The sequence below is a fragment of the Escherichia sp. B1147 genome (assembly GCF_001660175.1).
Taxonomy (GTDB): Bacteria; Pseudomonadota; Gammaproteobacteria; order Enterobacterales; family Enterobacteriaceae; genus Escherichia; species Escherichia whittamii.
This window is the reverse complement of the sequence record NZ_LFHY01000011.1, coordinates 183,804-206,990: the sequence shown is the minus strand read 5'-3', so window position 1 is coordinate 206,990 and position 23,187 is coordinate 183,804. Positions and strand designations below refer to the sequence as shown.

Sequence of the window (23,187 nt, the reverse complement as noted above, 5' to 3'; positions counted from 1 at the left end):
CATAAATCAAGAGATTTCAGATGCTTTCGACACAATTTAACAGGGATAATCAGCATCCAGCCGCAGCCACGCCGTCGCTGCTCGCAGCCTGCATTGCTCTGGCTTTATTTCCTTCCGCTACATTTGCCGTGCCAACCGCCGAAGAAACAGTGATTGTTGAGGGGGCGGCCAATGCTCCAGTTGATGACGAAAATGATTACAGCGTAACGTCTACCTCTGTAGGTACTAAAATGCAGATGACCCAACGTGATATTCCACAGTCGGTCACTATTGTCAGCCAGCAGCGAATGGAAGATCAGCAACTGCAAACGCTGGGCGAAGTGATGGAAAACACTCTGGGGATAAGCAAAAGCCAGGCCGACTCCGACCGCACCCTCTATTATTCGCGTGGATTCCAGATCGATAACTATATGGTCGATGGCATTCCCACCTATTTTGAATCACGGTGGAATCTGGGCGACGCACTCACGGATATGGCGCTGTTCGAGCGTGTAGAAGTGGTGCGTGGCGCGACCGGGCTAATGACCGGCACCGGCAATCCTTCTGCGGCGATTAATATGGTCCGCAAACACGCCACCAGCCGTGAATTTAAAGGCGATGTCTCGGCGGAATACGGTAGCTGGAACAAAGAACGTTATGTGGCGGATTTACAAAGTCCGCTCACGGAAGATGGTAAAGTCCGCGCACGAATTGTTGGCGGCTATCAGAACAACGATTTATGGCTGGATCGCTACAATAGCGAAAAAACTTTCTTCTCTGGCATTGTGGATGCTGATCTGGGCGAGCTGACCACATTTTCTGCCGGTTATGAATATCAACGTATTGATGTTAACAGCCCGACCTGGGGCGGCCTGCCACGCTGGAATACCGATGGCAGCAGCAACAGTTACGATCGCGCCCGCAGTACCGCGCCTGACTGGGCGTATAACGACAAAGAGATCAACAAAGTCTTTCTGTCACTGAAGCAGCGATTTGCCGATACCTGGCAGGCGACGCTGAATGCTACCCATTCCGAAGTCGAATTTGACAGCAAAATGATGTATGTCGATGCCTACGTAAATAAAGCAGATGGAACGCTGGTGGGACCATATGGCAGCTATGGCCCCGGATTTGATTATGTTGGCGGCACTGGCTGGAACAGTGGCAAACGTAAAGTTGACGCGCTGGATCTGTTTGCCGACGGCAGTTATGAATTATTTGGTCGCCAGCACAATCTGATGCTCGGCGGTAGCTACAGTAAACAAAACAACCGCTATTTCAGCTCCTGGGCTAACGTTTTCCCCAATGAAATTGGCAGTTTCTACAACTTCAACGGTAACTTCCCGCAGACTAACTGGGCGCCGCAAAGCCTGGCGCAGGACGATACCACACATATGAAATCGTTATATGCCGCCACTCGTGTCACTCTTGCCGATCCGCTGCATCTTATCCTCGGCGCACGTTATACCAACTGGCGGGTTGATACGCTGACTTACAGCATGGAGAAAAACCACACTACGCCTTATGCGGGTCTGGTGTTTGACATCAATGACAACTGGTCGACCTATGCCAGCTATACATCTATTTTCCAGCCGCAAAATGATCGCGACAGTTCGGGCAAATATCTGGCGCCAATCACCGGTAACAACTACGAACTGGGTCTGAAATCAGACTGGATGAATAGCCGTCTGACCACCACGTTAGCCATCTTCCGTATTGAGCAGGATAATGTCGCCCAGTCCACCGGAGTGCCTATCCCCGGCAGTAACGGCGAAACCGCCTATAAAGCGGTGGATGGGACAGTAAGTAAAGGCGTGGAATTTGAACTTAACGGCGCAATTACCGACAACTGGCAGCTGACGTTTGGCGCAACGCGCTATGTGGCGGAAGATAACGAGGGGAATGCCGTTAATCCGAATCTGCCACGTACCACGGTTAAAATGTTTACCAGCTATCGGTTGCCTGTCATGCCAGAGTTGACGGTCGGCGGTGGCGTTAACTGGCAAAATCGGGTGTATACCGACACTGTGACACCGTATGGCACCTTCCGCGCCGAGCAAGGTAGCTACGCGCTGGTGGATCTGTTCACCCGCTACCAGGTGACGAAAAACTTCTCGTTGCAGGGGAACGTCAATAACCTGTTCGACAAAACCTACGATACCAATGTGGAAGGTTCTATCGTCTACGGCGCACCACGTAATTTCAGTATTACCGGCACGTATCAATTCTGATTAACACCTGTAAAAAAGGCAGCCATTCGGCTGCCTTAGTCTCCCCAACATCTTACGGATTAGTGGTTACGGATGTACTCATCCATTTCGGTTTTCAGGTTATCGGATTTAGTACCGAAAATCGCCTGAACACCAGAACCAGCGACCACTACGCCCGCTGCGCCCAGTTTCTTCAGGCCAGCCTGATCCACTTTGGACACATCCGCAACGCTGACGCGCAGACGGGTAATACATGCGTCAAGGTTAGTGATGTTTTCTTTACCACCAAATGCAGCAACCAGAGCCGGTGCCATTTCGCTGGAGCCGGTAGCTTTCGCATCTTCAGTTGCGTCTTCACGGCCCGGAGTTTTCAGATCCAGAGCTTTAATCAGTACGCGGAAGATGGTGTAGTAAACAATCGCATAACCAATACCGACAATCGGGAACAGCCACAGTTTGCTGCTGTTACCAGACAGGACGATGAAGTCGATCAGACCGTGCGAGAACGATGTACCATCGCGCATCCCCAGAAGAATACAGATTGGGAATGCCAGACCTGCCAGAATCGCGTGGATGATGTACAGGATCGGCGCAACGAACATGAAGGAGAACTCGATCGGCTCGGTGATACCGGTCAGGAACGAGGTCAACGCAGCGGAGATCATGATACCGCCCACTTTAGCGCGGTTTTCTGGTTTAGCAGAGTGCCAGATAGCAATTGCGGCAGCCGGCAGACCATACATTTTGAACAGGAAGCCGCCAGACAGTTTACCCGCAGTCGGGTCACCCGCCATATAACGCGGAATATCGCCGTGGAACACCTGACCTGCTGCGTTGGTGTATTCACCAATCTGCATCTGGAAAGGTACGTTCCAGATGTGGTGCAGACCAAACGGTACCAGGCAGCGTTCGATGAAGCCGTAAATACCAAACGCAACTACCGGGTTCTGGTAAGCAGCCCACTGGGAGAAGGTCTGAATGGCGGAACCAATTGGCGGCCAAATAAAGGACAGCACAACGCCAGTAAAGATGGCAGCCAGGCCAGAAATGATCGGCACAAAGCGTTTACCGGCAAAGAAGCCAAGATACTCAGGCAGCTTAATACGGTAGAAACGGTTAAACATGTACGCTGCGATCGCACCGGAGATGATCCCCCCGAGTACGCCCGTATCCGCCAGGTGTTTAGCGGCAATTTCTTCAGCAGGTAAATGCAGTACCAGCGGCGCAACCACGGCCATGGTTTTTACCATGATGCCATAGGCAACAACTGCGGCCAGCGCGGATACGCCATCGTTATTGGTAAAGCCGAGGGCGACACCAATTGCAAAAATCAGTGGCATGTTTGCAAAGACGGAACCGCCCGCTTCTGCCATAACATGCGATACAACGGCGGGCAGCCAGCTGAAATTCGCGGAACCGACGCCCAGCAGAATACCTGCGATAGGCAGTACGGATACCGGCAGCATCAGCGATTTACCGACCTTTTGCAGGTTAGCAAATGCATTCTTAAACATAATTGAGAGTGCTCCTGAGTATGGGTGCTTTTAACGTTCTCACGCGTGACAAGGGGGGGAGAACCTTGCCGTGTACAGGGCGTCTAAGCGCCCTTTATTTATTACACAGAGTAAAATAATTCATTATCGATTTGTTTGACGGCTATCACGTTTCAACTTCGGACCTTTAGCAAAGGTGCACATATTGACAAAAGAAATGTCATAATGCTTCAAACATGGCTATTCACCGCCCAATTTGCGGCGGTGAACTTTACTCGTTTTAGTAATTAATTACGAGCCTTAAAATAAATTCATTTAACGGATGGATTGAAGGCGGGAAGCGTCGATATGAAACAGGCGGGCGAAGTTATCGGTGGTTACCTGCGCCAGCTCTTCAACGGCAACACCTTTCAACACAGCCATGTATTCAGCAACATCACGAACCATTGCAGGTTGATTCTCTTTTCCTCGATGCGGCACAGGTGCCAAATAAGGCGCGTCAGTTTCTACCAGTAATCGGTCGAGCGGCACATAACGCGCGGCATCACGTAGTTGTTCTGCATTACGGAAGGTCACAATACCGGAGAAGGAGATGTAAAATCCAAGATCCAGTAATTTGCCTGCCGTTTCTCTGTCCTCTGTAAAACAGTGTAGTACGCCACCGCAATCCGTCACCTTTTCTTCGCGCAGAATTGCCAGCGTATCGGCGCGGGCGTCACGCGTATGAACGATAACCGGCTTGTTCAGTTCACGACCAATCTGGATATGGTGGATGAAAGACTCTTGCTGACGCACTTTAGTTTCCGGCGTGTAATAATAATCCAGCCCGGTTTCCCCGAGAGCAACAACGCCCTCTTCCGCCGCCAGGCGGCGTAAATCTTCCACATCACAGGGATCGTTCTGGTTGAGCGGATGCACACCGCAAGAAAATACGACGTTGTCACGTTCGCCTACCAGATCCCGCATATGCAGATAACCCGGTAATGTCGTGGCGACCGCCAGACAAAATTTCACATCGCGCGCAGCGGCTTTCGCCAGGACGTCATCCACGTCCTTATGCAAAGATTCATAATCCAGGCCATCGAGATGGCAGTGTGAGTCGACTAAAAACATGATGTTTCTCTTAAAGATGAGGCACCGGTAGCACAACGCCCGGTTGCAGATAATGCTCAATACGCAGTAAAAGATCGGTGATGAGAAGCTCTCGGTTTACGCCAGTGACAGAAATTAACTGCTCACGGGTGCGACATACATCCCCCAGTATAGCCTGCAGGCGCGAGGGAGAAAGCTGGTTTGCCAGCGCAGCAACAACGCCCGGCACATCGACATTGGTAACCTGCGAAGCGCCATACTTACGCTTGAGCGCGTCCATCAACAGAGTTGCCAGCCAGTGCAAACGCGCCGGAGCTTGTTCGTGATTAAGTGTCGGCAACAGGGAATACCAGTCACCAGATTGCACACAGTGACCCAATGCCTGGCAAAGTGTTTCACGGACCTGCCAGGTATCTCCCTGAAACAACGCCAACGCCGCGCCAGGCGAACCGGCGCTTAAGCGCAGTGCGGCAAGTAACGCGTCCTGTGACATTGTCACTTCACGTGAAAGCCAGGTCACGGCGTACTGTTCTGGCGGTGGTGCCAGGTAATGTAGCCGACAGCGACTACGTAATGTCGCCAGTAAACGTTCAGGCTCTCGGGTAGCAAGGAAAAACCAGGTTTCTGCCGGCGGCTCTTCCAGTGTTTTTAGCAAAGCGTTCGCCGCTGCGTCGGTCAGCAAGGCGGCATCGGTTATCCAGACAACTTTAGCGCCGCCTAAACGCGCGTGCTCATTCAGTTTTTCAGTGACTTCACGCACCGCATCAATGCCCAGCGCGTTTTTCCCTTTTTCGGGAGCAAGGGTGTAATAGTCGGGATGCGTTCCCGCCTGCATCAACTGACATCCACGACAATGGCCGCAGCTTTTATGACCCTCTGGTTGTTGGCACAGGAGATAACGGCTTAAAGCGTAGATTAAGGCATCATCGCCCATGCCAGGTAACGCCTGAATGAGTAGCGCATGGTGACCCCTTCCGGCCTGATAGCTGGCTACCAGTTTCTCGAAATCGGGTCTTAACCACGGATACCATCTCATGCGTTATGTTCCTTAACCCAGTGAATCACGGTGGTGCGAATTGCCTCCATGACGGCTTCCAGTGGCTGGGTGGCATCAATGGTGTAAATGCTTTTATCCTGTGCCGCCAGTTCCAGATAGCGGGCGCGAGTACGATTAAAGAAATCGAATGACTCTTGCTCAATGCGATCCAGTTCGCCACGCGCACGGGCGCGTTTTAGCCCCACTTCTGGTGTCACATCAAGATAAAGCGTCAAGTCAGGACGAAAATCTCCCAGAACAGCATCACGCAGCGTTGCCAGCATATGCTGGTCAATTCCACGACCGCCGCCCTGATACGCCTGAGTGGAGAGATCGTGCCGATCGCCAATCACCCAAGTACCTTTCGCCAGCGCCGGTTTGATGACAGTTTCCACCAACTGAACGCGCGCGGCATAAAACATCAGTACTTCGGCTTTATCGGTAATGACTTCATCGCCTACCGATTTGATATCCAGCACCAGGCTTCTTAGTTTTTCCGCCAGTTGCGTACCGCCGGGTTCTCGAGTGAAAACCATGTCGCGGATCCCCAGTTGCTCAAGCGTCTCAACCACCACGTTTCGCGCGGTGGTTTTGCCTGCGCCTTCCAGCCCTTCAATGACGATATACTTACTGCGCATTTTTTTCCTTAAGCACTTTCAGGTAATCCTGCACAGACTTGTTATGACTGGCAAGATTGGTATTAAACGTGTGACCGCCTTTACCATCGGCCACAAAATAGAGGTACGGCGTTTTCGCCGGATGCGCAGCAGCCTTCAGCGAATCCGCCCCCGGCGTAGCAATCGCGCCTGGCGGCAGACCAGTAATGGTGTAGGTGTTATATGCTGTCGGCGTTTCCAGGTCTGCACGAGAAAGTTTGCCATTATAACGCTCTCCCATCCCGTAAATCACCGTCGGGTCGGTTTGTAGGCGCATGCCGATACGTAAACGGTTGATAAATACTGAGGCAACCTGATCGCGCTCGCTGGCAACGGCGGTTTCTTTTTCGATTATCGACGCCATCGTTACCAACTGGTTTTTATCTTTGTACGGCAGACCATCCGCGCGCCCATCCCAGGCGCTATCGACCGCTTTCACCATTTTCTTGTGCGCACGTTTAAGTAGCGCGACATCTGTGGTATTGGCGGTATACATCCAGGTGTCTGGCCAAAACCAGCCTTCAATCCACTCCGGATTTTCAAGTTCCAGGGCCTGCGCCACGGTAGCGTATTTATCGTCGCTTAACGTGTGCGTGATATAGGGTGCCTCACGCAATTGTTTGAGGTAGTCACTCAAACGCATTCCTTCTACCAGACGTAGCGGAAACTGCGCTTCTTTCCCGCTTTTCAGCAGTTGCAGCATTTCGCGCACGGTCATCTGCGGCGTAAAGCGATAAGTCCCGGCTTTGAAATGGGAAAGGTCCGGCTCAATACGCAGCAACCACTGAAAAACGCGGGGGCGATTGATGATTTTATCGGCATACAATTGTTCACCGAGAGCCATTCTTCCGGTGCCAGGTTTCAGGGTGAATATCGTCTCTTCTTTAATAAGTAATTTGCTGTCGGCAAGATGGCGAACCTTCCAGACGCCCACACCAGCGGCGATACCCAGTACCATCAGCAATAACAGGATAATCAATAACACTTTTTTCATGACAAATTCGGGTGCTCACAAAGTGGGGCTAAATATTCATATAGCGTTGTTGACGAAAAGAAGACATCATCACAGGCACGCACAGGCATAACTGGCATCAGCGCATTACAAACCATCACTTCATCTGCCTGCATCACGTCTTCCAACGAGGCTTGCACTTCGGCAATCTGATAGGAGGATTGTGCCAGTAAACGGATACAGAATTGTCGCATAATACCGTTAACTCCAGCCTGATCCAGACGCGGCGTGTAGACCACGTTGCCTTTACGCCAGAACAAATTAGCTGCACAGCATTCCGTAACCCACCCTTCACTGTCAAGAACCAGCGCCTCGTCGGCGTTTGTCTGCTCAAGATGAGAGCGAATCAACACTTGCTCAAGACGATTAAGATGCTTAATTCCCGCAAGATGAGGATTGCGTCCCAGGCGTACCGGGCTTAGTGCCAGCAGCATTCCCTCCTGGCGTAAGCGGTCATAATGCGTTGGGTAAGCCGTAACTGAGAGCATGCGCGTTGCCGGTCCGCTGTTTAACGTACTGTACCCTCGCCCACCACTGCCACGACTGATCACCACTTTCAGCACTCCATTCTGCTGCTCTGCCGCCAGAGTCGCCATCTCGTGCTCAAGCTGCGCCCAGAAGTCACAAACGATCATTAACCGCTGACAGGCTTCCTGTAGTCGCGTAATGTGCGCGGATAATAAGCTGACTTTACCGTCGATAATTCTGGCTGTTGTGAAACAGCCATCGCCAAATTGTATGGCCCGATCGCTTGCTGCCAGCGAATCCTGTTTATGACCGTTAATTAAGAACATACCGGCTCCTTATAATCGGATTGTAAGTGTGGCAGCATGTTCACTGCGGAACAAGTCTGAATAAAATCTAAGAAAAAAGGCCCGCAAGCGGACCTTTTATGTAGGTGGAAAATGGCGACTTAGATCTTTTTGAAGATCAAAGAACCATTGGTGCCACCAAAGCCGAAGGAGTTACACAGGGTGTATTCCAATCCGCTTACCTGACGCGCTTCATGCGGCACAAAATCCAGATCGCAACCTTCATCCGGGTTATCCAGGTTGATGGTCGGCGGAACAGCCTGATCGCGCAGCGCCAGGATGGAGTAGATAGACTCTACTGCACCTGCTGCACCTAACAGGTGACCGGTCATGGATTTCGTGGAGCTTACCAGCACACGGCTTGCAGCTTCACCGAAGATAGTTTTCACGGCCTGCGCTTCAGCTTTATCGCCTGCTGGCGTGGAAGTACCGTGCGCGTTAACGTAGCCAATCTGGCCAGGCTCAATTCCTGCGTCACGCAGAGCATTTGCCATCGCCAGAGCTGCGCCCGCGCCGTTTTCCGGCGGCGACGTCATATGGTAGGCATCGCTGCTCATACCAAAGCCGACGACTTCAGCGTAAATTTTCGCTCCGCGTTTTTTCGCGTGTTCGTACTCTTCGAGCACCAGCATACCGGCGCCATCGCCCAGTACGAAACCATCACGCTCTTTATCCCACGGGCGGCTAGCCGCTTGCGGGTTATCATTGCGGGTAGATAATGCACGTGCCGCGCCGAAACCACCTACGCCCAGCGGCGTACTGGCTTTCTCTGCGCCACCTGCAACCATCACGTCAGCATCGCCATACGCGATAATACGCGCAGCATGGCCAATGTTGTGCACGCCAGAAGTACAGGCGGTCGCGATAGAAATGCTTGGGCCACGCAGGCCATACATGATTGTCAGATGACCTGCCACCATGTTCACAATCGTTGACGGAACGAAGAATGGGCTGATCTTACGTGGACCACCGTTCATCAGAGATGTGTGGTTTTCTTCGATCAATCCGAGTCCGCCAATCCCGGAGCCAATAGCGGCACCAACACGGGTTGCGTTCTCTTCCGTTATTTCAAGGCCAGAATCCTGCATGGCCTGAACGCCAGCGACAATTCCATATTGAATGAAGGCATCCATCTTGCGCTGTTCTTTGCGCGAGATGATGTCATCACAGTTAAAATCCTTTACTAAGCCAGCAAATTTCGTTGCATAGGCGCTAGTATCGAAATGGTCGATTAGGCTGATGCCACTCTGACCGGCAAGCAGAGCTTTCCAGGTAGACTCTACGGTATTGCCGACAGGAGACAACATGCCCAGTCCGGTCACAACTACACGACGCTTAGACACGTTTGTCCTCCAGGGAGGGAAAAAATGATTCTAGTGGGACAAAAAAGAAAAAACTCAGGCGGTCGAACGACCGCCTGGAGATGTTCACTTACGCCTGGTGGCCGTTGATGTAATCAATGGCAGCCTGAACGGTGGTGATTTTCTCAGCTTCTTCGTCCGGAATCTCAGTATCAAACTCTTCTTCCAGAGCCATTACCAGCTCAACGGTGTCAAGAGAATCCGCGCCCAGGTCTTCAACGAAAGAAGCATTGTTGGTAACTTCTTCCTGCTTAACGCCCAGCTGTTCGCCGATAATTTTCTTAACGCGTTCTTCGATAGTGCTCATACTCTTAAATTTCCTATCAAAACTCGCTTTCGCGATGGTTTTCGTAGTGTATAAAATGTTGAAAAATTTGCAACTAAATCCCGGCAGGTCTTACCACGATTTTGCGTTATTTTGAGGCCATACCCCCCAACAACGCAAATCATTTTGCACTTATTATTACTCATAACCACGCAGACTGCGCGCAACATGAGCATTTTGTGCAAATCGCGGTCAGACCATGTACATCCCGCCGTTCACATGCAAAGTTTCACCCGTGATGTAAGCCGCTTCGTCGGATGCCAGGAATGCAACCGCGTTGGCGATTTCCTGTGCGCCGCCGAGGCGACCCGCAGGAACCTGCGCCAGGATACCCGCACGCTGGTCATCGCTCAGCGCACGTGTCATGTCCGTTTCAATAAAGCCCGGAGCAACAACGTTTACAGTAATACCGCGTGACGCAACTTCGCGCGCCAGTGATTTACTGAAGCCGATCAAGCCCGCTTTCGCCGCAGCGTAGTTGGCCTGACCGCCATTTCCCATGGTACCAACCACAGAACCGATAGTGATAATACGACCATGACGCTTTTTCATCATAGCGCGCATTACCGCTTTTGACAGACGGAAAACAGATGAAAGGTTGGTTTCGATAATATCGTTCCACTCATCATCTTTCATTCGCATTAACAGGTTATCACGAGTGATACCGGCATTATTGACCAAGATATCCACTTCACCAAATTCTGCGCGAATTTTTTCCAGAACAGATTCGATAGATGCCGGGTCGGTCACATTCAACATCAGACCTTTACCGTTGGCGCCTAAATAATCACTGATCGCCTGAGCGCCGCCTTCACTGGTCGCAGTACCGATAACTTTCGCGCCACGAGCCGCGAGCGTTTCAGCGATTGCACGGCCAATCCCGCGGCTAGCACCGGTTACCAGTGCGATTTTTCCTTCAAAATTCATGTTGTTCCTCTTTTAAAGCTCGAGCGCCGCTGCCATCGCTGAAGGTTCGTTCAGCGCCGAGGCGGTCAGGGTGTCGACAATACGTTTAGTCAGGCCAGTAAGCACTTTGCCCGGCCCCACTTCATAAAGATGCTCAACGCCTTGCGCTGCCATGTATTCAACGGATTTCGTCCATTGGACAGGGTTATACAGTTGACGTACCAGCGCATCACGAATGGCATCGCCATTGGTTTCGCATTTGACATCAACGTTATTCACTACCGGAACGGTCGGCGCGTTAAAGGTGATTTTCGCTAATTCAACCGCCAGTTTGTCGGCAGCGGGTTTCATCAGCGCACAATGAGAAGGTACGCTCACCGGCAACGGCAGAGCACGTTTTGCGCCCGCAGCTTTGCAGGCTGCGCCAGCACGTTCAACCGCTTCTTTATGACCGGCAATAACCACCTGGCCCGGAGAGTTGAAGTTTACCGGAGAAACGACCTGACCCTCTGCTGCTTCTTCACACGCTTTCGCAATAGACGCATCATCCAGACCGATGATTGCCGCCATTGCGCCAGTCCCTTCCGGTACAGCTTCCTGCATAAACTTGCCGCGCATCTCAACCAGACGCACTGCATCAGCAAAATCAATCACACCAGCGCAAACCAGCGCGGAGTATTCACCCAGACTGTGACCGGCCATCATTGCCGGTGCTTTACCGCCCTGCTGCTGCCATACGCGGTACAGTGCAACAGAGGCAGTTAACAGTGCTGGCTGAGTTTGCCAGGTTTTATTCAGTTCTTCGGCTGGCCCTTGCTGGGTCAGCGCCCACAGGTCATAGCCCAGCGCCGCAGAAGCTTCAGCAAAGGTTTCTTCGACAACTGGATAGTTCGCCGCCATATCAGCCAGCATTCCAACGGTTTGAGAACCCTGACCAGGGAACACAAATGCAAATTGCGTCATGTTTAAATCCTTATCCTAGAAACGAACCAGCGCGGAGCCCCAGGTAAATCCACCGCCAAAGGCTTCAAGCAGAACCAACTGACCCGGCTTAATACGCCCGTCGCGTACGGCTTCATCCAGCGCGCACGGTACAGAAGCGGCAGAGGTATTACCGTGGCGGTCCAGCGTCACGACGACATTGTCCATTGACATGCCGAGTTTTTTCGCCGTTGCGCTGATAATACGCAAGTTCGCCTGATGCGGAACCAACCAGTCCAGTTGGGAACGGTCAAGATTATTTGCTTCCAGCGTCTCATCAACGATGTGCGCCAGCTCCGTTACCGCGACCTTGAAGACTTCGTTGCCCGCCATGGTCAGATGAATTGAATTCTCTGGATTCACACGATCGGCGTTTGGTAGCGTCAGCAATTCACCATAACTACCGTCGGCATGCAGATGGGTAGAGATGATTCCAGGCTCTTCAGAGGCAGCCAACACTGCAGCGCCCGCGCCATCGCCAAAAATGATAATGGTCCCGCGATCGGTGGGATCGCAGGTGCGCGCCAGTACATCGGAACCGACGACCAGAGCATACTTCACCGCGCCAGATTTCACGTATTGATCGGCTACGCTCAATGCATAGGTGAAACCTGCACAGGCTGCGGCAACGTCAAACGCCGGGCAGCCTTTGATGCCCAGCATGCTTTGGATCTGACATGCTGCGCTCGGGAAGGCGTGGGTGGCAGAAGTCGTTGCCACAACAATCAGGCCAATCTGGTCTTTATCGATGCCAGCCATTTCAATTGCACGCGTTGCCGCTTCAAAGCCCATGGTTGCAACGGTTTCATTTGGCGCAGCAATATGGCGTTCGCGGATACCGGTACGAGTAACAATCCACTCGTCAGAAGTATCCACCATTTTTTCCAGATCGGCGTTTGTCCGCACTTGTTCGGGCAGATAGCTGCCAGTACCAATAATCTTCGTATACATGTACGCTCAGTCACTTTTCGGTTATATACCGTCACTTGCAAACTGCGAGTTCGCTGGCAGCGTCCTGCTACCGCAGAGTTCCGCTTTTGCCATCGTCCAGCAGCTCAAAACCAGCTGGGTATACAGATTTCAGGCGAGCGGCAATTCGCTGAGGAACTTGTCGCTGCACCGCCTGCACTGCCTGTTCAATCGCGACTGCAAAAGCTCGCTGATTGGCCGCACCATGACTTTTTATCACCGTGCCGCGCAATCCTAACAGACAGGCGCCGTTATACTGGTCGGGGTTGAGGTGACTGAATCGCCTCGTCAGGCTCTTTTGTAGCCAACGCTTTAATAACAGTAGCCACCACGACCGTTTTTTTCCTTCACCCTGAGATTTCAGCAGAGAAAGGAACATCCTGACAACACCTTCCATCGTCTTTAATGTGACATTTCCTGTAAAGCCGTCACAGACCAGCACATCTGTCTTGCCAGTTAATAACTCATTGGCTTCAAGATAGCCGATATAATTGATAGAAGGGATTGTTTTCAGCACAGCTGAGGCATCCTGAATGCTGTCAAGACCCTTCACTTCTTCTTCACCAATATTGAGCAACGCCACGCGAGGGTTGGGAATTTCCACCACCTCTTCAGCCAAAACGGATCCCATAATGGCGAATTGCACCAACATTGTGCTATCACAATCGACGTTGGCCCCTAAATCGAGAACCACCGTTTTGCCCTTTTGCTGATGCGGCAACACCGTCACCAACGCCGGACGCTCAATCCCCTCAAGGGGCTTGAGTAATAATTTTGCCAGCCCCATCAACGCTCCGGTATTACCGGCGCTGACGCAGGCTTGTGCTCTACCTTCTTTAACCAGCTCCAGCGCCACGCGCATTGAGCTACCACGACTGGCGCGAATAGCTTGCGAAGGCCGGGCATCACTGGCGATAACTGACTGAGCAGGGATAATCTGCAGACGCGAACGTTGTTCAAAGTCAGCTTTAGCAAGTAATGGCGTGATGGCGTCGGGATTGCCGACTAAAAGAAGAGTGAGTTGCGAATTAGAATTCAGTGCCTGCAAAGCTGCAGGCACTGTCACGGAAGGACCGAAATCCCCTCCCATGACATCTAACGCCAGGGTTAGACGTGTCAAGGTATCGTCGCCGCCCGGTTTGGTCTTTCCCCAGTTACCTGGGGAAAATCCTCACTAAGCTTCATCACGCAGACGCGTGATTACTTAGCGATGACCTTGCGGCCGCGGTAGTAACCGTCGGCAGTGATGTGGTGACGCAGGTGTTTTTCACCAGAAGTTTTGTCTACAGACAGGCTGGTGACTGCGGTCAGCGCGTCATGGGAACGACGCATGCCACGTTTGGAACGGGTTGGTTTATTCTGTTGTACGGCCATGGACCTTACTCCTCAATTACGGTTTATCCCCGATCCAACGGGGAGCACCAATTACTTACGCTTTAAGCTGGCTAATACGGCAAATGGGTTTGGCTTTTGCGCTTCTTCAGGCAGTTCACCAAAGACCATGTCCGCTTCGGACACTTCACAGTGTTCAGAATCATGCACCGGAACTACCGGCAAGGCGAGGATGATTTCATCTTCAACCATTGCAAGCAGATCGATTTCACCGAATTCGTTAACCTCAATCGGTTCATACGCTTCCGGCAGTGCTTCAGCCTGTTCGTCTGAACGCACAGGACTAAAACAATACGTTGTGTAGACCTGATGAGTAAACGGCTTCCCGCAACGCTGACACTCGAGCGTTACCGTCACCTTCGCATCGCCGTTTAACACCGCGAGACGTTGGTTATCGATAGCGAACGACATGGAGCATTCCACATCACTGTCCACACTGACCACAGATTCGGCGACGCGCTCAACCTGATCAGGAGTATAAATACCCTGGTAATCAAGGCGTTTTTGAGCCGTACGAACCGGATCGAGAGTCAGGGGTAATTTTACCTTTTGCATAGGGCGCGCATATTAACTTCGTAACGTCATAGAGTCAAAGAAAAAGGCAGCCTGTGGTTGCCTTTTGCCAATAATTCGCACACATTGCGGGTTACTGCTTTATTTTCGTTCAGTGCTGATAACGAACATCAACCTGCAAAACGAAGCGCATAGTTTAAAATGGCTATCATCAATACGCTATATCTGATGGAAAAAAATATGCCTAAACTTATTTTAGCCTCCACATCGCCCTGGCGCCGCGTCCTGCTGGAAAAACTGCAAATCTCTTTCGAATGTGCCGCACCGGAAGTCGACGAAACCCCACGCAGCGACGAATCACCACGTCAGTTGGTGCTTCGACTGGCGCAGGAAAAAGCACAATCCCTGGCGTCACGTTATCCGGATCATTTAATTATTGGTTCTGATCAGGTGTGTGTCCTGGACGGTGAAATTACTGGCAAACCGTTAACGGAAGAAAATGCCCGTCTGCAATTACGTAAAGCCAGTGGCAATATTGTCACCTTCTATACCGGGCTGGCGCTGTTTAATTCGGCGAATGGGCATCTGCAAACAGAAGTTGAACCTTTTGACGTCCATTTCCGTCACCTGAGCGAGGCGGAGATTGATAATTACGTACGTAAAGAGCATCCCCTGCACTGCGCAGGCAGCTTTAAGAGTGAAGGATTTGGTATTACGCTATTTGAGCGCTTAGAGGGGCGTGACCCTAACACGCTGGTTGGTTTGCCGCTTATCGCGCTCTGTCAGATGTTGCGTCGGGAAGGGCAAAACCCGCTGATGGGGTAACTTCGTGGGCCGGATATGGCATTTATGCCGCATCCGGCAATCGGTTATGGCTGCCTGATGCGACGTAAACGCCTTATCAGGCCTACGGCTTATATGCTCGCATTAACGCGCATTACGCAGCTTCTGCAAACAACGCTTCAAACCATCATCCATTGGCGCTTCGATACGCATCACTTCACCCGTCCCCGGATGGGTAAACTTCAACGCTGCCGCATGCAGGAACAAGCGATTTAACCCCGTTCCCGCTTCAGTCAATTGTTTATCGAATTCGCGGTCGCCGTAACGATCGTCAAACGCAATCGGATGACCAGCATACTGAGTATGCACACGGATCTGATGAGTACGTCCGGTAACCGGGCTACAACGCACCAGAGTGGCAAACGCATAGCGTTCCTCCACTTTAAAACGCGTTTCGGATGGTTTACCTTCCTGACTCACACGCACAATACGCTCACCGCTTTGCAAAATATTCTTCAGCAACGGCGCTTGTACACTCTTCACGTGTGACTGCCACTGACCGCGCACCAGCGCCAGGTAATCTTTCTGCATACCTTTTTCACGTAACTGCTCATGCAGTGAACGTAACGCCGAGCGTTTTTTCGCCACCAGCAGCACGCCTGAAGTGTCCCGGTCGAGCCGATGCACCAGTTCGAGGAACCGCGCTTCAGGGCGCAACGCCCGCAAACCTTCAATAACGCCGAAACTTAAACCACTGCCGCCATGTACCGCCGTACCGGACGGTTTATTCAGCACCAGGATATGATCATCTTCATATAAGATGACATCCGCCAGCGCCGCCACTTTTTGCAAATGTGGCGACACCGCATCTTCTTCCCGTTCGGCAACGCGAACTGGCGGAATACGCACTTCATCGCCAGCTTCGAGTTTATATTCAGGTTTAATACGTTTTTTGTTCACCCGTACTTCACCTTTACGCAAAATACGGTAGATCATACTTTTTGGTACACCTTTCAGTTGAGTACGCAAAAAGTTATCGATACGTTGCCCTGCTTCATCAGCAGTGATAGCAACGATTTTTACGGATGGAGTCTCTGTTTTCATGGTGGGCGATTCTAAATAGCCAGCAAGATTCGCGCCACTCATTTTTCTATGCTTATATTTAGTTTTGCACCTTATTACTTCGCAGGGTGATCACCTAATTGGTGGTTATTAAACCAATCGCCAGCAAGAAGTGAAAAAACTGTGAGTAAGTGGGTGATAAATGGTAAAAGTCATCTTGCTATAACAAGGCTTGCAATGGAATAATGAGAACGTTTCCGTGTCCAACCTTGTTAAAACAAGAAATTTTACGGAATAACCCATTTTGCCCGACCGATCATCAACGCAGCAATGGCGTAAGACGTATTGATCTTTCAGGCAGTTAGCGGGCTGCGGGTTGCAGTCCTTACCGGTAGATAGAAATATTTCTGGAGAGTAATACCCAGTCTGTTTCTCTGATAATTGCGCTGTTTTTCCGCATGAAAAACAGGCAACCGACACTCTGCGCCTCTTTGAGCTGACGATAACCGTGAGGTTGGCGACGCGACTAGACACGAGGCCATCGGTTCACACCCGGCAAGGCGTTACTTTGCCCGCAGCTTAGTCGTCAATGTAAGAATAATGAGTAAGTTACGATGAAAAGAATGTTAATTAACGCAACTCAGCAGGAAGAGTTGCGCGTTGCCCTTGTAGATGGGCAGCGTCTGTATGACCTGGATATCGAAAGCCCGGGGCATGAGCAGAAAAAGGCTAACATCTACAAAGGTAAAATCACCCGCATTGAACCGAGTCTGGAAGCTGCTTTTGTTGATTACGGCGCAGAACGTCACGGTTTCCTCCCTCTAAAAGAAATTGCCCGCGAATATTTCCCAGCTAACTACAGTGCTCATGGTCGCCCCAACATTAAAGATGTGTTGCGTGAAGGCCAGGAAGTTATTGTTCAGATTGATAAAGAAGAACGCGGCAACAAAGGGGCTGCGCTGACGACCTTTATCAGCCTTGCGGGTAGTTATCTGGTTCTGATGCCAAACAACCCGCGCGCAGGCGGCATTTCTCGCCGTATCGAAGGCGACGACCGTACCGAATTAAAAGAAGCACTGGCAAGCCTGGAACTGCCGGAAGGCATGGGGCTTATCGTGCGTACTGCTGGCGTCGGCAAATCTGCCGAGGCGCTGCAATGGGATTTAAGCTTCCGTCTGAAGCACTGGGAAGCCATCAAAAAAGCGGCTGAAAGCCGCCCTGCTCCGTTCCTGATTCACCAGGAGAGCAACGTAATCGTTCGCGCATTCCGCGATTACTTACGCCAGGACATCGGTGAAATTCTTATCGATAATCCGAAAGTGCTCGAACTGGCGCGTCAGCATATTGCTGCGTTAGGTCGCCCGGATTTCAGTAGCAAAATCAAACTGTACACCGGTGAAATTCCGCTGTTCAGCCACTACCAGATTGAATCGCAGATTGAGTCCGCCTTCCAGCGTGAAGTCCGTCTGCCATCCGGTGGTTCCATTGTTATCGACACCACCGAAGCGTTAACCGCCATCGACATCAACTCCGCACGTGCAACTCGCGGCGGCGATATCGAAGAAACTGCGTTTAACACCAACCTGGAAGCTGCTGATGAAATTGCTCGTCAGCTGCGTCTGCGTGACCTCGGTGGCCTGATTGTTATCGACTTCATCGACATGACGCCAGTACGCCACCAGCGTGCGGTAGAAAACCGTCTGCGCGAAGCGGTGCGTCAGGACCGTGCACGTATCCAAATCAGCCATATTTCTCGCTTCGGCCTTCTGGAGATGTCCCGCCAGCGCCTGAGCCCGTCGCTGGGTGAATCCAGTCATCACGTTTGTCCGCGTTGTTCCGGTACTGGCACCGTGCGTGACAACGAATCCCTGTCGCTCTCTATCCTGCGTCTGATTGAAGAAGAAGCCCTGAAAGAGAACACCCAGGAAGTCCACGCCATTGTTCCTGTGCCTATCGCCTCTTACCTGTTGAACGAAAAACGTTCTGCGGTAAATGCCATTGAAACCCGTCAGGACGGCGTGCGCTGTGTGATTGTGCCAAACGATCAGATGGAAACTCCGCACTATCACGTGCTGCGCGTGCGTAAAGGGGAAGAAACGCCGACCTTAAGCTACATGCTGCCGAAACTGCATGAAGAAGCGATGGCGTTGCCGTCAGAAGAAGAGTTCGCTGAACGTAAGCGCCCTGAACAACCTGCACTGGCAACCTTTGCTATGCCGGATGTGCCACCAGCTCCAGCTCCGGCTGAACCTGTAGCGCCTGCAGCAGCCCCGGCACCTAAAGCGGCAACCGCAACGCCAGCAGCTCCAGCACAACCGGGTCTGTTGAGCCGCCTTTTCAGTGCACTGAAATCGCTGTTCAGCGGCGGTGAAGAAACCAAACCGGCCGAGCAACCTGCACCAAAAGAGGAAGCGAAACCGGAGCGCCAACAGGATCGCCGTAAGCCTCGTCAGAACAACCGCCGTGACCGTAATGAACGCCGCGACACGCGTAGCGAACGTACGGAAGGTAGCGATAATCGCGAAGAAAACCGTCGTAATCGTCGCCAGGCGCAGCAGCAAACGGCTGAGACTCGAGAGAGCCGTCAGCAGGCTGATGTAACGGAAAAAGCGCGTAATACTGACGAACAGCAAGCACCGCGTCGTGAGCGCAGCCGTCGCCGTAACGATGATAAACGTCAGGCGCAACAAGAAGTGAAAGCGCTGGATGTTGAAGAGCAATCTGTTCAGGAAACCGAGCAGGAAGAACGTGCACGTCCGGTTCAGCCGCGTCGTAAACAACGTCAGCTGAATCAGAAAGTGCGCTATGAACAAAGCATTGCGGAAGAAGTGGTCACCGCACCGGTGGTTGAAGAAACCGTCGCTACCGAGCCTGTTACTCAGGAAGTGCAAGCCCCGAGCACTGAACTGGTGAAAGTACCGCTGCCAGTGGTTGCACAAACTGCGCCGGAACAGCAAGAAGAGAATAATGCCGATAACCGTGACAACGGTGGTATGCCACGTCGTTCTCGTCGCTCGCCTCGTCACCTGCGCGTAAGTGGTCAGCGTCGTCGTCGCTATCGTGACGAGCGTTATCCGGCCCAGTCACCAATGCCGTTAACCGTAGCGTGCGCATCTCCGGAACTGGCCTCTGGCAAAGTATGGATCCGCTATCCAGTTGTACGTCCGCAAGATGTACAGATTGAGGAGCAACGCGAACAGGAAGAAATGCAGGTGCAGCCGATGGTGACAGAAGTCCCTGTTGCTGCCGCTGTCGAACCTGTTGTTGCCGCGCCGGTTGTTGAAGAGGTGGCTGAAGTTGTAGAAACACCTGTTCAGGTTGCACAACCGCAACCAGAAGTTGTTGAAACAACGCATCCTGAAGTGATTGCCGCAGCGGTAACTGAACAGCATCAGGTGATTGCCGAGGCCGATGTTGCCGTAGCGCAGGACGTTGCAGAGCACGCAGAACCGGTAGTTGAACCGCAGGAAGAGACGGCAGACATTGAAGAAGTTGCCGAAACTGCCGAGGTTGTGGTTGCCGAACCTGAAGTTGTAGCTCAAGCTGCCGCCCCGGTAGTCGCTGAAGTCGCAGCTGAAGTTGAAACGGTAGCTCCTGTTGTATCCGAGGTAATCGTTGAACATAACCACGCCACTGCACCGATGACACGCGCTCCGGCGCCGGAATATGTTCCGGAAGCACCGCGTCACAGTGACTGGCAGCGCCCGACCTTTGCCTTCGAAGGTAAAGGTGCCGCAGGTGGTCATGCGGCAACACATCATGCCTCTGCTGGCCCTACGCGTCCGCAACCTGTTGAGTAACACTTAACTCAAGGTGATCAAGCCCTGGCAACCGCCGGGGCTTTTTATTTCGCAAATGACATCAATGCAGATCAGTATCGGTGAACTCAGTCAAAAAAAATGCCCGCCCCGGCGATCCCAGAGCAGGCAGACAAAACATACCCAGTTTCAAGATATGTTTAAAAACGAGCTTATTTGTTGAGCTGGAATAGAGACAATCCTTGCATATCAGTAAACGCTTTGTACGACGCCTGCAACGCCGTTTGCTGCATGATGTAAGATGAAATAGTTGCATTCCAGTCCACATCAACCAAATCGCTCATCTGCTGCGTTTGCCCTAAAGCGCGATCGCTACCTAATGAATCCAGCGACTCCAGTTCATTCAGTTGCGTGCCGAGTTCCGCGCGTACGGTCAGGACATTATTCAGTGAGTTTTTCAGACCACGGTTGGTTTTATCCAATGCCGCAGCGGCGGTTTCTTTATCCGCTTCGCTATCCACAACAGGCGTTTTTAGCGCCGCGATGGCGCTATCCAGCATAGCAAACAGGTTAGTTTCAGAATCGCTACCGTCAGGTTCCGCTACCGCGTTGCTGGTGATGCTGTTGAAAATTTTGTCACCGGTATGCCCTATCACCATCGAGCGAGAGGCATCGACCTGTTGCGTAATGCTCTCTTTCCCGCCGACATATTCGCCTTTCGCCTCGTTAAACGGCGCAGATTCTGTTTTATAACCGGCAAAAATGTAGCGCCCGTTCCCATCAGTGGTATTCGCCAGATTTAACAACTGGTCGCGGATCCCTTGAATATCCGTTGCCAACGATGCCCGGTCATCATCACTTAACGTGCCGTTGCTGGCGTAGACAATTTTTTCCTGGGCATTCTGGATTGCAGTAGTCACCTGACCAAGCACGCTTTCTTCCAGCGACACCTTTTGAGTCGCGAAAGTCCGCGCCAGCGTGTACTGGCTGTTTTGCGCCTGCGCCTGGGAGAGAACCACGGCTTGTGATGCTGTAATGGGATCGTCAGAAGGATTAACGACTCGCTTACCCGTCGACATCTGTTCGCCGTACTTCATCCATTCCGCCTGAGAATTGGTGATACCACGCATATTTTGCTGGTACATCATCTGGGTACTGAAACGCATCTTATCTCCCCTTAGCGAATATTAATCAGCGCATCAAAAATGGCGTTCGCCGTCTGCAGAACCTGTGCATTGGCCAGGTAATACTGCTGAAAACGTTGCAGGTTGCCGTACTCTTCGTCGAGATTGACGCCAGAGATCGACTGCTGCTGATTAGAAAGTTGCGTCACCACATTACTTTGAGTAGTACTGCTGGTTTTCAACGTGGCGGTTTTATTCCCGATATCGCTAACCAACGAGGCATAGGCGTCGTTAAAGGATTTCGCCCCGCCGACCGTTTTGCCGTTAGTTTGCAAATCCAACAGCGCCTGACCATTGCGGTTATCGCTTTCACCGGCGGTTTCATCGCTGGCCATGGCGATTTTCGCTTCGTCAGTGATTAATACATCCATATTGACGATGGCATCGCTTACCGGTTTCAACGTGAAGCTGTCGTTAGGTTTTGGCGTTCCGGTGAAGGTCAGTTCCAGACCATCAAATGAGACTTTGCCGTCGGCATCTGGTGCCACCGTAAAAGTGGTATTGCTGGCCAGACGGGTGACTTGCCACTGATTATCTTTGAACGAGATTTTGTAATCGGTCGCCAGAACAGCGGAACTATCGGTCACCGTAGCGCCGATCGCAGAGCTACCTTTGTTTTTGACATTTTCCAGAACAGCGGGCTTACCAACAGCAAAGAAATCCTCCCCTTTTTTACCATTGGCATCATACCCCTTGTTATGTTGGGCATTGAAAGACTCGGCAAATGCCAGCGCCAGTTGCCCGAGCGTATTGCGCGTCTGGTCAAGATCCTGAGAGCGAAATGTCAGAATGCCGCCCAGCGACCCCGTATTCAGCAATTTCTCCGGGATCTCGATATTTTCCGCCGTCCCATCAACATAAGCGACTGCTGTACGAGAAGGATCGGCGCTGGACGGTACTGCTGCAAGCTGGCGTGCCGAACTGCCTTGAACCAGCGAGTAACCATTGGCCATGGTGATATTGTAAGTACCGCCATCCTGAACGCTGACCTCAACGCCAACGATCTGGTTTAATTCACTCACCAGTTGATCGCGTTGATCAAGGAGATCGTTGGGTGAAGCCCCTGCACCCACACCTGTTAAACGGGAGATCTGATCGTTCAGGCTGGCGATTTGTTTAGCGTAATTGTTGATCTGGTCGACGCTGGCACCTACCGCGATATTGATCTGTTTGTCCTGGTCGCGCAGATACTGGTCGGTGGTTTTAAACTGATTTACCAGACCTTCCGCCTTGCCAATCAGCGCTTGCCGCGCAGCCGGATCTTCTGCGTTACTGACCAGCGTTTGCAGACTGGTGAAGAAGTCCTGCATTTGCGTTGCCAGCGACGTGGTGCTGCCAGAAAGCATATTGTCGATTTTCGACATCTGCTCATAACGGGAAGTCAGGCCGCTACTCTGGGTCTGCGCCGCACGTAACTGATTAGTAATAAACGCATCGTATTCTCGCTGCACGCCAGAAACATAGACGCCATTGCCTACCCAACCGCCTGCACCTAACGTACTGTTAGCCTGCGCCATAATGGTGGTTTGTCGGGTATATCCGGCAACGTTATAGCTGGAAATATTATTACTCGCCGTATTTAACGCCGCCTGGGCAGCGTTAAGTCCGCTCATGGCGTTATTAATCAAGCTGGACATGGAGGTTCCTTATAAGCCTTCAATTA

Annotated in this window: 20 protein-coding genes; 3 read left to right on the top strand and 17 right to left on the bottom strand. The window is 51.8% G+C overall.

Going from position 1 to position 23,187, the window contains the following annotated elements; translation table 11 throughout:
- The first annotated feature begins 20 nt into the window (after positions 1 to 20).
- The gene (gene fhuE, locus A9180_RS10505) at positions 21 to 2,210 is read left to right on the top strand and encodes a ferric-rhodotorulic acid/ferric-coprogen receptor FhuE (protein WP_064528586.1); all 2,190 of its coding nucleotides are present in this window, start codon (positions 21 to 23) and stop codon (positions 2,208 to 2,210) included.
- A gap of 59 nt (positions 2,211 to 2,269) precedes the next feature.
- On the opposite strand, the gene ptsG is transcribed toward fhuE, so the two are convergent.
- From ptsG to yceD, 14 genes are all read right to left on the bottom strand, one after another.
- Positions 2,270 to 3,703 (bottom strand): PTS glucose transporter subunit IIBC, encoded by a 1,434-nt coding sequence (gene ptsG, locus A9180_RS10500; protein ID WP_064528584.1) that lies wholly within the window; start codon positions 3,701 to 3,703, stop codon positions 2,270 to 2,272.
- 294 nt (positions 3,704 to 3,997) lie between these two features.
- The gene (locus A9180_RS10495) at positions 3,998 to 4,795 is read right to left on the bottom strand and encodes a metal-dependent hydrolase (protein ID WP_064528582.1); all 798 of its coding nucleotides are present in this window, start codon (positions 4,793 to 4,795) and stop codon (positions 3,998 to 4,000) included.
- Between the two features lie 10 nt (positions 4,796 to 4,805).
- Complete coding sequence (holB, locus tag A9180_RS10490; RefSeq protein ID WP_064528580.1) at positions 4,806 to 5,810, bottom strand: DNA polymerase III subunit delta'; 1,005 nt, start codon at positions 5,808 to 5,810, stop codon at positions 4,806 to 4,808.
- Positions 5,807 to 6,448, bottom strand: coding sequence for a dTMP kinase (gene tmk, locus A9180_RS10485; RefSeq protein WP_064528578.1), 642 nt, complete (start codon positions 6,446 to 6,448; stop codon positions 5,807 to 5,809). The genes holB and tmk overlap by 4 nt, the downstream gene beginning before the upstream one ends.
- Positions 6,438 to 7,460, bottom strand: coding sequence for a cell division protein YceG (gene yceG, locus A9180_RS10480; protein ID WP_064528577.1), 1,023 nt, complete (start codon positions 7,458 to 7,460; stop codon positions 6,438 to 6,440). Before yceG ends, tmk begins: the two co-directional genes overlap by 11 nt.
- A complete protein-coding gene (pabC, locus tag A9180_RS10475) occupies positions 7,457 to 8,272 on the bottom strand; it encodes an aminodeoxychorismate lyase (RefSeq protein WP_064528575.1) in 816 nt (271 codons plus the stop codon). The genes yceG and pabC overlap by 4 nt, the downstream gene beginning before the upstream one ends.
- A gap of 119 nt (positions 8,273 to 8,391) precedes the next feature.
- Positions 8,392 to 9,633 (bottom strand): beta-ketoacyl-ACP synthase II, encoded by a 1,242-nt coding sequence (gene fabF / locus A9180_RS10470; protein ID WP_064528573.1) that lies wholly within the window; start codon positions 9,631 to 9,633, stop codon positions 8,392 to 8,394.
- 88 nt (positions 9,634 to 9,721) lie between these two features.
- Positions 9,722 to 9,958, bottom strand: coding sequence for an acyl carrier protein (gene acpP / locus A9180_RS10465; protein WP_000103754.1), 237 nt, complete (start codon positions 9,956 to 9,958; stop codon positions 9,722 to 9,724).
- A 210-nt stretch (positions 9,959 to 10,168) separates the two neighbouring features.
- Positions 10,169 to 10,903: a 3-oxoacyl-ACP reductase FabG gene (gene fabG / locus A9180_RS10460; RefSeq protein WP_064528571.1), complete on the bottom strand. Its 735-nt coding sequence runs from the start codon at positions 10,901 to 10,903 to the stop codon at positions 10,169 to 10,171.
- Between the two features lie 12 nt (positions 10,904 to 10,915).
- Entirely contained in the window at positions 10,916 to 11,845 is a 930-nt protein-coding gene (gene fabD / locus A9180_RS10455; RefSeq protein WP_064528569.1) for an ACP S-malonyltransferase, read from the bottom strand.
- Between the two features lie 15 nt (positions 11,846 to 11,860).
- Entirely contained in the window at positions 11,861 to 12,814 is a 954-nt protein-coding gene (gene fabH, locus A9180_RS10450) for a beta-ketoacyl-ACP synthase III (RefSeq protein WP_064528567.1), read from the bottom strand.
- Positions 12,815 to 12,881: 67 nt separating this feature from the next.
- Entirely contained in the window at positions 12,882 to 13,952 is a 1,071-nt protein-coding gene (gene plsX / locus A9180_RS10445) for a phosphate acyltransferase PlsX (protein ID WP_074399521.1), read from the bottom strand.
- A gap of 80 nt (positions 13,953 to 14,032) precedes the next feature.
- Positions 14,033 to 14,206, bottom strand: coding sequence for a 50S ribosomal protein L32 (gene rpmF, locus A9180_RS10440; RefSeq protein ID WP_000290727.1), 174 nt, complete (start codon positions 14,204 to 14,206; stop codon positions 14,033 to 14,035).
- 51 nt (positions 14,207 to 14,257) lie between these two features.
- Positions 14,258 to 14,779 carry a 23S rRNA accumulation protein YceD gene (gene yceD, locus A9180_RS10435; RefSeq protein WP_001174481.1) on the bottom strand — a complete coding sequence of 174 codons (522 nt, stop codon included), beginning with the start codon at positions 14,777 to 14,779 and terminating at the stop codon, positions 14,258 to 14,260.
- A gap of 198 nt (positions 14,780 to 14,977) precedes the next feature.
- Here yceD and yceF point away from each other — a divergent pair, with 198 nt between their 5' ends.
- Positions 14,978 to 15,562 carry a 7-methyl-GTP pyrophosphatase gene (yceF, locus tag A9180_RS10430; RefSeq protein ID WP_064528833.1) on the top strand — a complete coding sequence of 195 codons (585 nt, stop codon included), beginning with the start codon at positions 14,978 to 14,980 and terminating at the stop codon, positions 15,560 to 15,562.
- 102 nt (positions 15,563 to 15,664) lie between these two features.
- Here the strand turns inward: yceF and rluC are convergent, their stop codons facing one another.
- Positions 15,665 to 16,624 carry a 23S rRNA pseudouridine(955/2504/2580) synthase RluC gene (rluC, locus tag A9180_RS10425; protein WP_064528831.1) on the bottom strand — a complete coding sequence of 320 codons (960 nt, stop codon included), beginning with the start codon at positions 16,622 to 16,624 and terminating at the stop codon, positions 15,665 to 15,667.
- 572 nt (positions 16,625 to 17,196) lie between these two features.
- Between rluC and rne the strand changes: the two genes are divergently transcribed.
- Positions 17,197 to 20,382, top strand: a complete 3,186-nt coding sequence (rne, locus tag A9180_RS10415) for a ribonuclease E (RefSeq protein WP_064528561.1) — start codon at positions 17,197 to 17,199, stop codon at positions 20,380 to 20,382.
- A 170-nt stretch (positions 20,383 to 20,552) separates the two neighbouring features.
- On the opposite strand, the gene flgL is transcribed toward rne, so the two are convergent.
- Together flgL and flgK are read right to left on the bottom strand one after the other, a co-directional pair.
- Positions 20,553 to 21,506, bottom strand: coding sequence for a flagellar hook-associated protein FlgL (gene flgL / locus A9180_RS10410; protein WP_064528559.1), 954 nt, complete (start codon positions 21,504 to 21,506; stop codon positions 20,553 to 20,555).
- Between the two features lie 11 nt (positions 21,507 to 21,517).
- Positions 21,518 to 23,161 (bottom strand): flagellar hook-associated protein FlgK, encoded by a 1,644-nt coding sequence (flgK, locus tag A9180_RS10405; protein ID WP_064528557.1) that lies wholly within the window; start codon positions 23,159 to 23,161, stop codon positions 21,518 to 21,520.
- Between the last annotated feature and the right edge of the window lie 26 nt (positions 23,162 to 23,187).